This is a genomic window from Kocuria sp. CPCC 205235, from assembly GCF_040980905.1.
In the GTDB taxonomy this organism is placed as follows: Bacteria; Actinomycetota; Actinomycetes; order Actinomycetales; family Micrococcaceae; genus Kocuria; species Kocuria carniphila.
Map to the genome: position 1 here is coordinate 24,851 of NZ_JAVKPR010000015.1, position 11,840 is coordinate 36,690.

11 protein-coding genes and 1 tRNA gene are annotated in these 11,840 nt (G+C 63.3%); 5 read left to right on the forward strand and 7 right to left on the reverse strand.

Features of this window, described 5'->3' with window-relative positions; all coding sequences use genetic code 11:
• The first annotated feature begins 92 nt into the window (after window positions 1-92).
• Window positions 93-440 carry a YciI family protein gene (locus RF638_RS10985; RefSeq protein WP_238663173.1) on the forward strand — a complete coding sequence of 116 codons (348 nt, stop codon included), beginning with the start codon at window positions 93-95 and terminating at the stop codon, window positions 438-440.
• Window positions 441-463: 23 nt separating this feature from the next.
• Window positions 464-1,753: an RNA polymerase sigma factor gene (locus RF638_RS10990; RefSeq protein WP_368842022.1), complete on the forward strand. Its 1,290-nt coding sequence runs from the start codon at window positions 464-466 to the stop codon at window positions 1,751-1,753.
• 160 nt (window positions 1,754-1,913) lie between these two features.
• On the opposite strand, the gene RF638_RS10995 is transcribed toward RF638_RS10990, so the two are convergent.
• Window positions 1,914-1,986 (reverse strand) — tRNA-His (locus RF638_RS10995).
• Between the two features lie 105 nt (window positions 1,987-2,091).
• Window positions 2,092-2,718 (reverse strand): oligoribonuclease, encoded by a 627-nt coding sequence (gene orn, locus RF638_RS11000; RefSeq protein ID WP_238663165.1) that lies wholly within the window; start codon window positions 2,716-2,718, stop codon window positions 2,092-2,094.
• 162 nt (window positions 2,719-2,880) lie between these two features.
• On the opposite strand from orn, the gene mptB reads away from it, so the two are divergent.
• Window positions 2,881-4,455, forward strand: a complete 1,575-nt coding sequence (mptB, locus tag RF638_RS11005; protein ID WP_368842023.1) for a polyprenol phosphomannose-dependent alpha 1,6 mannosyltransferase MptB — start codon at window positions 2,881-2,883, stop codon at window positions 4,453-4,455.
• A gap of 215 nt (window positions 4,456-4,670) precedes the next feature.
• Here the strand turns inward: mptB and glnA are convergent, their stop codons facing one another.
• Window positions 4,671-6,095: a type I glutamate--ammonia ligase gene (gene glnA / locus RF638_RS11010; RefSeq protein ID WP_315279546.1), complete on the reverse strand. Its 1,425-nt coding sequence runs from the start codon at window positions 6,093-6,095 to the stop codon at window positions 4,671-4,673.
• 260 nt (window positions 6,096-6,355) lie between these two features.
• Here glnA and RF638_RS11015 point away from each other — a divergent pair, with 260 nt between their 5' ends.
• Window positions 6,356-6,802 carry an RDD family protein gene (locus RF638_RS11015; RefSeq protein WP_368842024.1) on the forward strand — a complete coding sequence of 149 codons (447 nt, stop codon included), beginning with the start codon at window positions 6,356-6,358 and terminating at the stop codon, window positions 6,800-6,802.
• A gap of 36 nt (window positions 6,803-6,838) precedes the next feature.
• On the opposite strand, the gene RF638_RS11020 is transcribed toward RF638_RS11015, so the two are convergent.
• From RF638_RS11020 to lipB, 3 genes are all read right to left on the reverse strand, one after another.
• Window positions 6,839-7,588, reverse strand: coding sequence for a DUF4191 domain-containing protein (locus RF638_RS11020; protein WP_315279541.1), 750 nt, complete (start codon window positions 7,586-7,588; stop codon window positions 6,839-6,841).
• 141 nt (window positions 7,589-7,729) lie between these two features.
• Window positions 7,730-8,737, reverse strand: coding sequence for a lipoyl synthase (gene lipA, locus RF638_RS11025; RefSeq protein ID WP_095798444.1), 1,008 nt, complete (start codon window positions 8,735-8,737; stop codon window positions 7,730-7,732).
• Window positions 8,738-8,806: 69 nt separating this feature from the next.
• A complete protein-coding gene (gene lipB / locus RF638_RS11030; RefSeq protein WP_368842025.1) occupies window positions 8,807-9,508 on the reverse strand; it encodes a lipoyl(octanoyl) transferase LipB in 702 nt (233 codons plus the stop codon).
• A gap of 75 nt (window positions 9,509-9,583) precedes the next feature.
• Here lipB and RF638_RS11035 point away from each other — a divergent pair, with 75 nt between their 5' ends.
• Window positions 9,584-11,308, forward strand: coding sequence for a protein kinase (locus RF638_RS11035; RefSeq protein WP_368842026.1), 1,725 nt, complete (start codon window positions 9,584-9,586; stop codon window positions 11,306-11,308).
• 148 nt (window positions 11,309-11,456) lie between these two features.
• Here RF638_RS11035 and RF638_RS11040 read toward each other — a convergent pair whose 3' ends face one another.
• Window positions 11,457-11,807, reverse strand: a complete 351-nt coding sequence (locus RF638_RS11040; RefSeq protein ID WP_129701006.1) for a hypothetical protein — start codon at window positions 11,805-11,807, stop codon at window positions 11,457-11,459.
• Window positions 11,808-11,840 lie beyond the last annotated feature (33 nt).

Genomic DNA, 11,840 nt, shown 5'->3' on the forward strand with positions numbered 1-11,840 from the left:
ACCGTATTGGTCATTCGACATAGGTGTGCACAGCATCTCACCAACAATCAACAGGAGTGATCACGATGCCGCGATTCATGGGATTCGTCAGGATGGAAGAGAACATTGGAACACCTCCGCAGGCGTTGTTCGACGCAATGGATGAACACATCGGCGAACGGGTGGCCAACGGCGTGTTTCTCGACGGGGGTGGGCTGTACGGCACGGAGGATGCGGTGAACTTCGTCGTGCGGAACGGCGAGATCAGCCGGGTCGACGGGCCGTACGCGGAAGTCAAAGAGGTTGTCGGTGGTTGGTCCATCCTGCAATACGACTCGCTTGAGGAAGCAGTGGCCGATCAGGAGAAGTTCGCTGAGCTGCACGCGAAGTACTGGCCCGAGGTCACCGTCATCACTACCATGCGCCAGATCTCCACAGGCCCGGAGGAATCCGGCGACTGACTCGCCTTCATTACACTGGCCTCATGGCGGAGAAAGCCGTCCCCGACAACCCCATTGAGGCCGTCCATACCGCGTGGCGGGCTGATTCGGCCCGCCTCGTCGGCGCTCTCACCAGGATGACCCGCGACGTGGAGCTTGCAGCCGACTTCGTACAGGACGCCTTGGTGGCTGCACTGGAACAGTGGCCTGCAATGGGTGTCCCGGACAACCCCACAGCCTGGTTGATGACCACGGCAAAGCGGCGAGGCATCGATCACTTCAGGCGAGCAGAGACACTCAACCGCAAGGTCAGCGAACTCGAACACGCCCCGCCTGGGGAGGACGATATGACCGACCTCGAAAGTGCCGTGGATTTCATCGAGGACGATGTCCTGAGGCTGATGTTCTTGTGCTGCCATCCCAAGCTCAGCCCCGCTTCTAGGGCGGCATTGACACTGCGCTTGGTCGGCGGCCTCACGACAAGCGAAATCGCCCGGGGCTTCCTGACCACGGAAACCGCCATGGGCCAGCGCATCTCTCGTGCGAAGAAGTCACTGTCCAACGCCGGCGCAGACTTCGAGTTGCCAACAGGTGAGGCACGCGCACAACGACTTGGTGACGTCATGGCCGTGATCTATCTGGTCTTCAATGAGGGATATTCGGCAACTGCCGGTGAGGACTGGATGCGACCAGCACTGGCCACGGAAGCCCTGAGGCTGGCGCGCTTATTGAGCTCGGTTGCTCGTGACGAGCCCGAAGTCCTCGGACTGCAAGCGCTCCTCGAGCTTCAGGCCTCCCGGTTCGCGGCCCGTCTCGACGACCACGGGGAGCCCGTGCTCCTGGAATCTCAGGATCGAACACGATGGGACCAGTCGATGATCCAGCGAGGTTTAGTAGCTCTGCAGCAGGCCGAACACCTTGCGGCCACGGGACAACCCGTGGGGCAGTATTTCCTCCAGGCTGCGATCGCAGCGCAGCACGCCAGGTCAGAACACGCCGAGAACACGAATTGGCGCCGAATCGCCATGCTGTACGATCTCTTGGCCGGCGCCGCTCCGGGGCCGACCATCGAGGTCAACCGGGCCGTCGCCTATGGACGGGCGTTCGGTCCGGAGGCCGGCATGGCCGTGCTCGACGCACTTGATTCTGCAGCGCTCCGTGATTCGCCACTCGTCCCGAGCGTGCGCGCAGATCTCTTCGAACGGTCTGGGCAGCACAGGATGGCCAGTGAGACGTTCGCGGAGGCAGCAAAGTTGTCCAGGAATGCGAGCGAACGAGCCGTCCTGCGCCGTCGGGCGGCAGAGAATCTGGCGCAGTCCCGGCATTCCCACTAACACCGTCCATGATGTAGCGCGGGCTGAGGATGTGGAACGTGCCCGGCAAGTGCCCACATGGTCGCCACCTCGAGTAGAGAGCCGCACCGGACAACGAGAACGAGGTCCGAACTCATCGTCATGACACTATCCTGACGAAAGTTCGGACCTCGTTATACGGGGTGAACGACGGGGGTTGAACCCGCGACCTCCTGGACCACAACCAGGCGCTCTGCCAACTGAGCTACGCCCACCATGTAACCCGTCACGAGGTGTAACACCTGCGCGGGCAACGACGACCACTATAGCGCAAAGTTTGCGTTAACTCCGCATCGGGCACGCGACGCGGAGGGGAGTGGTCAGGAGTTTCCGGAACGCGTCCGGGAAGCATTGATCAACGCCGCAACTTTACGAGCGTCGTCGGAACTGGGACCGGGTTCCGCAGCGAACAGGATCTGCCGGTAGTAACGCAGCTCGTCAATGGAATCTTCGATGTCACCCAGGGCGCGGTGGTTGCCGGTCTTCTCCGGTGCCTGGAAATAGGCTCGCGGGTACCAGCGGCGTGCAAGTTCTTTGATGGTGGAGACATCGATCACGCGGTAGTGCAAGTGATCCACAAGGTTGGGCATGTCTCGCGTGAGGAACGTCTTGTCGGTGCCCACGGAGTTACCGCCCAGAGGCGCCTTGCGGGGTTCGGGGACCCATTCCTTGATGTAATCGAGAACCTCGGCCTCGGCCTCTTCCATTCCGAGGCCCTGGGGCAACTCGGGCAGCAGGCCGGAGGTCACGTGCATGTTCCGCACGAAGTCGTTCATCTGCTCCAGCGCGGCGTCGCTCGGCTTGATGACCACGTCCACGCCGTTGCCCAGGACGTTCAGTTCATCGTCCGTCACGAGCGCGGCCACCTCGATCAAGGCGTCGTCGGACAGGGACAGGCCCGTCATCTCGCAGTCGATCCACACGATTCTCTGATTAGAAATAGACACGTCCTCTAACTTACCGCGCCGGAGCCCCCGGCGCGTGCGCCCCCCGCATCGCGATAGGATTCAGGCCGACGCCGTTCCGGGGCCTTTCGCAGGTCTGCCTGCGCGGCGGCGTCGGTAGGGTGAGACACAAGACTGAGCGACGGGCAATCTGGAGGCAATGCGGTGGAGAGCAACCCCGAGGCTGCCGGCCGTCCCGAATCTGGCCCGCACCCGGGCACGGTTCTGGCCACCCGCCAGGGATCCGCCTACACCTCCCAGTCCCCGCTGCGCACCGTGATCATGGGAACTCTGGGCTCCCTCATGGTGCTGGCCGGTTCCCTGGGCGTGGGCTGGCTCGCGAGTGTTTCCCCACTGCGGCAGAACCCGCTGATCATCTGGATGCGCTACGAAACCGGCGGGGTAGTCCTCTCCATTCTGCTGCTGGCCATCGGCAGCATGATCATGGTGCGCGAGTGGCTGCGCCTGGGTCAGAAACTCAATAAATGGGGAAACGGAACCGGTAAGTGGGTCCTCACGGCCATTACGGCGTGGTCGGCGCCCCTGTTGTTCGCCGTCCCTCTGTTCAGTCGCGATGTGTATTCGTACATCGGTCAGGGCCGCGTGATGCAGAGTGGGCTGAACCCCTACGAGTACGGTGTGTCGACCATCGAGAACTTTTTCCAGCTGGGCGCGGACCAGCTGTGGGCAGAGTCTCCGCCACCGTACGGCCCCGTGTTCCTGTGGCTCGAACAGCTCGTGGTGATGATCACCAACGCGAGCCCGGACGCCTCGGTCCTGCTGTTCCGCGCCATGTGCGTGGTCTCCGTGATCGCGTGTATGTGGGTGATCCCTCGGCTGGCCCGGCTGCACGGCGTCAACCCAGCCCGAGCCCTGTGGCTGTCCGTGGCTAACCCGCTGTTTCTCACCAACTTCATTGCGGCCGTCCACAACGACGCCATCATGGTCGCTCTCGCCCTGTTCGGCATCTACGCGGCAGCCATCCAACGTAACTGGAAGGGCGGGATGATCGGCGCCACGCTCGTGACACTGTCGATCGGTATCAAGCCCATCACGCTCGTGTTCCTACCGTTCATCGGACTGCTCTGGGCCGGGCGCAGTGCGTCGTGGCCGCGCCGGTTCTATATCTGGACGCTCACGCTGGCCTACTCATTGGCGTTGTTGGGGATCATGGGCCTGATCAACGGCTTCGGCTTCGGCTGGGTAGCGGCCCTGTCCACGCCGGGCACGGTGTTCATCTGGTACGCACCCATCGGACTCATCGGGTTCTTCGCGATGATCATCGGAGATTCACTCACCGCCAACGGGCGGGTCTGGATGGATGTCGTCCACACCATCGGCACCGTCCTGTCCGCATTAATCGTCCTGATCCTGATGTTCGTGGGCCGGGATGCCAAGATCTTCCGCCGCCTGGCGTGGGCCTTCGCCGCGCTCGTCCTGCTGGCCCCCATGATCCAGGCCTGGTACGTCGTGTGGCTGATCCCGCTGTTCGCCATCACCGGCATCCGCAGCGACTGGCAGCTGGACACCCTGTTCTTCCTGACGGCCTTCTTCACCATCTACGCCGTGGCCGACCAGCTGGACGTGTTCCCGTACCTCGATCTGAGCTTGATCTCCGCCCGTGTCATTTCCGCCATCGTGGCGCTGACCTTCGGCGTCTACCTCTGGTTCTTCGACCCCGCGACCAAACGCCTGTTCCGTTCCCGCTATCGCACGGACATGCGCACCACGATCATCTAGCGAGTTCGTCACGCACCGTCGGACCACGCACGACGACGCCGCGGCGTCACCACCCGCCCGGCCGCGCCCCCGGCTACCAGCCGCGAACCAGGCCCATGAGGTCGACCGGCGCGGCGGCGTCGTCGAACTCGGCATGACGAGCAATCCGGAAACGAAAAGGCCCCGACCAACTCACGTTGGTCGGGGCCGAATTCGTTCACCGCTGAGTCAGCGGATCACACGCCGTAGTAGAGCTCGAACTCGAGGGGGTGGGGCACGAGGGAGAGCGGCTTGAGCTCGTTCTCGCGCTTGTACTCGATCCAGGTTTCAATGAGGTCCTCGGTGAACACGTCACCGGCGAGCAGGAACTCGTGGTCCTCTTCGAGCGCCTGCAGAGCTTCCTCAAGGTTGCCCGGGGCCTTCTTGATGTCCTTGGCCTCCTCCGGGGGAAGCTCGTAGAGATCCTTGTCGATCGGGTCCGCGGGCTCGATGCGGTTGCGGATGCCGTCCAGGCCGGCCATCAGCTGAGCTGCGAAAGCCAGGTACGGGTTGCAGGAGGGGTCCGGTGCGCGGAACTCCAGGCGCTTGGCCTTGGGGTTGGTGCCCGTGATGGGGATACGGATACCAGCGGAGCGGTTGCCCTGCGAGTACACCATGTTCACCGGTGCCTCGTAGCCCTTGACCAGGCGGCGGTAGGAATTGACCGTGGGGTTCGTGAACGCCAGTACTGCGGAGGAGTGCTCCAGCAGACCGCCGATGTACCAACGTGCCACGTCCGAGAGGCCTGCGTAGCCCTTCTCGTCGTAGAACAGGGGCTCGCCACCCTTCCACAGGGACTGGTGGCAGTGCATACCGGAGCCGTTGTCGTTGTAGACCGGCTTGGGCATGAAGGTCACGGTCTTTCCGAACATGTCCGCGGTGTTCTTGATGATGTACTTGAACTTCAGCAGATCATCCGCGGCAGCGGTCAGGGTGGAGAAACGGTAGTTGATCTCTGCCTGGCCGGCGGCGCCCACCTCGTGGTGGGAACGCTCCACGAACAAGCCGACCTCGTCCAGAGCGACACACATGGCGTCGCGCAGATCGGCCTGCTTGTCCACGGGGGAGACCGGGAAGTAGCCACCCTTGGTGTGGGTCTTGTTGGCCAGGTTGCCGCCCTCTTCCTTGCGGCCGGAATTCCAGGGAGCCTCTTCCGAATCGATCTTGTAGAAGGTGCTCTCCGGGGAGACCTGGAAGCGGGCGTCGTCGAACACGAAGAACTCGGCCTCGGAGGCGAAGTTCGCGGTGTCTGCGATGCCGGTGGAGTTCAGGTAGGCCTCGGCACGCTCGGCCACGCCGCGGGGATCGCGGTGGTAGGGCTCGCCGGTGCGGGGGTTCACGATGGAGCAGGTGACCACCAGGGTCTTCTCCACACGGTAGGGATCCACGAAAGCGGACGTGGGATCCGGAATCAGCTGCATGTCCGATTCAGCAATTCCCTGGAAGCCTCGGATGGAGGAACCGTCGAACAATTGTCCGTCGGTGAAGAAATCGTTGTCCACCGACTTGGCGGGCAGGTTGAAGTGCTGCTGCACACCCGGCATATCGGTGAATCGGAGGTCGACGAAAACGACTTCCTCATCCTTGATGTAGGCGAGGACTTCCTCGGCTGACTGGAACATGGACCTGTTCTCCTTCTGTATGGGCGTCCCGATCAGCGACAGCTCCACTCCGGGGAGTGATCACCGCGCTCGGTTCTGATGTCCATCCTAAGAACCTGGCATTGCCCGTCCGTGACACCAATGTTTCGACCATGTAACACGTTCAAGGGCACACGCGCACATGGCCGACCTGGAATCCCGGACAACACCGACCGGTCGGTACATCCTCAGTCTACTGGGCTTGGCACGTCCAACACCGGAAGGGCAGATAGGCTGAGAGCATGATTTCACGGCAGGATCTGGGTTCTTGGCTCGAAGGTGGCCCCTCGCGCACCAACGAATATCCGGGGGAGCGGCTGGGCAGGCCCATTGACGGCCCCGCGTCGGTGGCACGCTTCGTGCCGCGATTCTTCGCGCTGTGCATCGACTGGCTCCCGGCCATGGTCATTGCCAATTTGTTCCTGGCCCAGTGGAACCAGAACGGGCTCATGAACCTCGCCGTGCTGTTCGCCCTCAACGTGCTGTTGGTCGGGGCCTTCGGCCGCACCATCGGACACTGGCTCATGGGGCTGCAGGTTCAGACGATGAATGGCCGCCCCGCCGGTTTCGGCAAAGCGGCCATTCGGTCGTTGTTGCTGTGTCTGGTGATCCCCCCGGTCATTTACGACCAGGATCAGCGCGGGCTCCACGATCGGGCCGTGGGAACCATTCTGGTGAAGGTCCGCTGACCGTCGCCAACTGACGGCACAACACCCCGGGGCGGTTTAGCGCCCGCGCATGGCCTTGCGGTCCGGGCGGGCCTTCATGGGGTCGATGCCCTTGGGGATCGGCAAGCGGTTCTGCAGCGTGTTCAGACGCTTGTAGACCACGTGCACTTCCTGCTTGGTCAGCGTCTTGTCCAACTTCTTCAGGTGCTTGGCGAGCTTGCTCAGCGGAACCTGGTTCTCACCGTTGCCCGACTTCACCACGTGAATCGGCACGTTCTGGATCACGGGGCCAATGCGGCGGCGTTCCTTCTTGACCAGCTTGTCCACACGGTTCACGGGGCCCTCGGTCACGAACACCACCCCGGGGCGACCCACCACGCGGAACAGCAGATCCTTGGACTTGGGATCCATGGCGGCGGGTTCTTCCTCGATGATCCAGCCGCGCTTGAGGGTGGACAGCGCGGCGCCGGCCGCACCGGGCTGGCCGTCGATCCGGGAGAAGGCGGCACGTTCGGCTCGCCTCGACAGCAGGATCACCGCGGCCAGAATGCCAAACGGAATACCGATCAGCAGCCACGTGAGCCAGTTGTTGAGCAGCACGCCGATGAGCAGGAACACCAGCAGCACACCGAGACCCAGCAGGATCATCCAGAGCAGGATGTTGGGTTCCCGCTCCTTGGTCATCTGGAAGACTTGCTTCATCTGGGCGAAAATGCCCGGACCCTTCGCCGCTTTGCGCTTGCGCTTATCCTCGCGCTTGCGTTCGCGCTCTGCAGCACGGGCTGTGGATGAGGTGCTAGGTGACACTTTTGTTCCTCGCGATTGCTGGTAGGGGATTGCGGCCATTCTAACCGCTGGCAGGTGCCCGTGACGCGTTCTCGGGCAGGGCCGGACACAGGACGACGACGCCGCCCGGCCGGGCGGCGTCGTCGTACCGGGAGAGCGGGCTCAGCTCAGGCGGGCGACCAAGGAGGAAGCCTCCTGGCTGGCCGAACCCGAATCGTCGATGTGCGACAGGTGCTCGGGGATCTCGCGGCCCATCTTCTTCATGGCGCGAGCCCACAGCTTGCCGGCGCGGTAGGACGAACGCACCATGGGACCGGCCATCACACCCAGGAAACCGATCTCCTCGGCCTGCTTGGAGAAGTCCACGAACTGCTGCGGGGTCACCCAACGCTCGATGGGGTGGAAAGTGGGGCCCGGACGCAGGTACTGGGTGAGGGTGATGATGTCGCAACCGGCGTCGTGCAGATCGCACAGGGCCTCATAGACTTCCTCGTCCGTCTCGCCCATACCCAGGATCAGGTTGGACTTCACGATCATCCCGTTCTCCTTGCCCTGCGTGAGGACATCCAGGGAACGCTCGTAGGAGAAAGCGGGGCGGATCTGCTTGAAGATCCGCGGCACGGTTTCCAGGTTGTGCGCGAAAACCTCGGGCTGGGCGTCGATGACCTGCTGAACGGCGTCCGGCTGACCCTTGAAATCAGGAATCAGGATCTCGACGCCGGTGGAGGGATTGAGCTCGTGGATCTGACGAATGGTTTCCGCATTGAGCCACGCGCCGCCGTCCAGGAGATCGTCGCGGGCCACCGAGGTCACGGTCGCGTAGCGCAGGTTCAGATCAAGGACGGACTCGGCAACCTTACGGGGCTCGGAAGCGTCGAGCATGCCGGGCTTACCGGTAGCGATATCGCAGAAGTCGCAACGACGGGTGCAGGTGTCACCGCCGATCAGGAACGTGGCCTCGCGGTCTTCCCAGCATTCGTAGATGTTGGGACAGCCGGCTTCTTCGCACACCGTGTGCAGCCCGCGGCCGCGCGCCATGGACTTCAGTTCCTGGAACTGCGGGCCCATCTTGGCGGTGTTCTTGAGCCAATTGGGCTTCTTCTCGATCGGAACAGACGCGTTGCGCTGTTCAACGCGCAGCAGCTTGCGGCCTTCGGGCGCGATGGTCATACGTACTCCTCGCTTGTGGCGCTCGGTTGTGCCTGACGCGGTGGTGCAGGCAAGTCACTGTCCTCCAGCTTAGGAGACCAGAGAGTCCAGGGTCAGGGGTGTTGCGGGTGAGTCGGGCTCGAACGGGGCGCAGAGGTCCGATTCGCGGGCCGCCAGCTCCTGCTCCATGCGTTCAACAACGTCAGCGGGGTTGATCTGATTCCCCGTTTCCTTGCTGATGGAGGTCACGCCGGCATCGGTGATGCCGCACGGAATGAAGTTGCCGAAGGGCAGCAGGTCGTTGGAACAGTTGAGCGCGAACCCGTGCATGGTCACACGCTTGGAGACCTGCAGGCCGATGGCGGAGATCTTGCGGTCCGGTCCTCGATCATCGGCGGGCACCCACGCCCCGGACCTGCCCTCCACAGTGGTGGCTTCGACTCCGAAATCCTTGACCACGGCAATGATGATTTCTTCCAGGACGCGTACTACCTTGACCACGTCCAGGGGAATGGGAAGGCGCATGATGGGGTAGCCGACGAGCATTCCGGGGCCGTGATAGGTGAGTTTCCCACCGCGTCCGATGGGCACTACTTCGGTGCCGTCCCGGGGGTATTCGTGCTTCTCAGTGCGGCGGCCAGCCGTATAGACGGCGTTGTGCTCGAGCAACATCACGGTGTTGCCGCGTTCACCGGCCACGATCTGATCGTGGACCTCTTGCTGCAGTTGCAGGCAGGAACGGTAGTCCACGAAGTTCGGGTCGAACCCCATGCGTTCGAAGTGCAAAGCCATTCGGTTAGTTTATCCCTTGTACCAGCCTGTGGATAACGTGAGCGGGCCCGGGCGGTTTGGGTGCACAGTGGGCTCATGAGCGCACCAGAGAAACGGACCCGAGCCCAGGAACGACTCTTGGCCGCCCAACGGCCGCGTGCTGAACGGGCACGGTCGCACGTCCCGGATTCGCAGGGTTCATCATCCGAGACATCGACCGGCGGCGACAGCTTGGCAGATTCACCGGGCGCGGACGGACCGGAGGCTGTCCTGGAATCTCACGACCGTGCAGCCGCTCACTCCGAGGGACTGGAACTGGTCGGCCACCTGGGAACGGGGAGGGGGACCCGTACGTGGCTCGCGAAAGAAGAATTCAGCCGAGAGAAGTTCACGGTCACGTTCGCCACGGGTACCGTGAGGGGAGAGCGTGAGGCGCAACAGCGCTCCATGTCTCGAGTGGCCGAGTTCTGGGCCGGTAATTCCCATCCTCACTTGGTGCCGGTGCGTGGAATCATAGGCGACTCTGACTGTGCGGAGGCGTTGGTGTCCGGCCACGTGACCGGTATCTCCCTGGCCCACAGAATCGCCCAGGACGGACGGGTGCCTCCAGCCGAGATCTCTCCGATCCTCACCGCGGCGGCCAAAGGGTTGGCCGCCCTGCACGATCAGGGGTGGGTGCACGGCACCTTGAGTCAACACAACATCCTGCTTGGTCCGGACCGGGAGGTGTGGTTGGACGGTTACGGGGTGCCCGTGACCACTGATGCGCGCTCTGATCCTGATCTGCCAGCCGTGGTGTCGTGGGGCCACGATGACCGGCCCGAGATGCTGGATCGTGGTGTTGCGCGAATCCCGGCGGATGACGTCAAAGCATTGGCCACCCTCGCATGGGTGGCTCTGACGGGTAGGGTGCCGGGTTCGGATTCTCACCGGGTGCCATTGACCCTCGTGTGTCCCGCTGCGCCCAGGGGCCTGGTGCTCATGCTGGAGGCCGCACTCAACGATGACCCCGAACCTAGACCCACCGCCCATGAATTCGCCACGGGCATTGCGGCCATTCCGGCTGCCAGAACCGCGCCCAGGACAGCCCGCCCGTCAACCCCGCAGATCATTCGAGCGGACGGCACCGAAGTGAGGCTGGGACGGACCTGGCGCCCGAGATCACGCCGTGGATCGAGTTCCAGTACGGCTTCCGCGGTTGAAGGGCGCTCCTGGCGGCGACCACTGGTTCTGGCACTGGCTGCCACCGCCGTGGTCGGATGCGCGTGGTTCGGGGTCGCCGAACTTACCGGGGGAGAGACATCCCCCGTGGCGACCGAGCGGGAGGTTTCGGGGGCTGACGCCGGTGCCGGTACTGAATCGCCGGGGGCCGCAGAGGAAGCGGCGCGCCGCCTTGTTTCCTCGCGGGCCCATGCATTGGCTGCGGGGGATGACCAGGCGCTCACGGCGGTGTACGTGCAAGGCTCTGCGCTGGCAGAATCTGACAGGTCGACCATCGCCCATGCCGCTGACCAGGACGGTGGCGCCAGTGACTACTCGGTCCTCTCCGAACTGAGTATGGAAGTGGATCGCATTGAGCCGGCGCGTGTTTCCGATGCCTCGACGAGATCCAACAACGAACGGGATGACGAGCGGGGCAGCGAAGACGCGCAGACGTTCTACGCCGAGATCCTCACACGTGGCTGGCACGGGGAGCTTCCCTCGGACTCGCACGTGGACCGCGAGGACGCCACGGTGCGCCAGAACGTGCACATCACCGTGGCCCACACGAACCAGGGGTGGCGAATCGTGGATGTCACTCCGGTTGAACGCCAGGGATAAAACGTGCACATTCAGCCCGTTGCGGGTGCGGTAACTGTTGCAGTCGACCCACCGCGGACGATACGGCGGCGGCACCCCGGCCATGAGAGGAGCCCCGCTGCGCACCAGGCGCGGCGAGGCTCCGAAAGGAAGGTTCAGGGCTGCAGGATCACCAGAAGACGGCGACGGCGGCGTTGATCAAGGCCATGCCGCCCACAGCGTGAGCGAGGCCGGTCGAGACGGGCTCGCCGCGCTTGGTCTTGCGCATTCCGATGAATGCGGCCACGGCAACCACCAGCAGAATGACCAGCTTGATGCCGATCTTCATGTGGTTGACCTCGAAGCCCTCCTGCATTTCGCGCATGGCCACCATGGCCAGACCGGTCAGGAGCATGACGATCGCGGACCAGAACTGGCCCACGGTCACGGTGGGGCGCTTCATCGTGAAGATCCAGGTTCCGATGATCACGGCCAGGCCGACGAAGTGCAAGAACAACATGAGGCTGAAGAGGAAGTCCATGCTTCGACCCTATCCGAGTCCCCCTCAACAAAA

Bases quoted from the DNA above. Each gene is read 5' to 3' on its own strand.
- RF638_RS10985 (WP_238663173.1), top strand. From the start codon at position 93: ATGGAAGAGAACATTGGAACACCTCCGCAGGCGTTGTTCGACGCAATG.
- RF638_RS10990 (WP_368842022.1), top strand. From the start codon at position 464: ATGGCGGAGAAAGCCGTCCCCGACAACCCCATTGAGGCCGTCCATACC.
- glnA (WP_315279546.1), bottom strand. From the start codon at position 6,095: ATGTTCCAGTCAGCCGAGGAAGTCCTCGCCTACATCAAGGATGAGGAA.
- RF638_RS11015 (WP_368842024.1), top strand. From the start codon at position 6,356: ATGATTTCACGGCAGGATCTGGGTTCTTGGCTCGAAGGTGGCCCCTCG.
- lipA (WP_095798444.1), bottom strand. From the start codon at position 8,737: ATGACCATCGCGCCCGAAGGCCGCAAGCTGCTGCGCGTTGAACAGCGC.
- lipB (WP_368842025.1), bottom strand. From the start codon at position 9,508: ATGGCTTTGCACTTCGAACGCATGGGGTTCGACCCGAACTTCGTGGAC.
- RF638_RS11035 (WP_368842026.1), top strand. From the start codon at position 9,584: ATGAGCGCACCAGAGAAACGGACCCGAGCCCAGGAACGACTCTTGGCC.
- RF638_RS11040 (WP_129701006.1), bottom strand. From the start codon at position 11,807: ATGGACTTCCTCTTCAGCCTCATGTTGTTCTTGCACTTCGTCGGCCTG.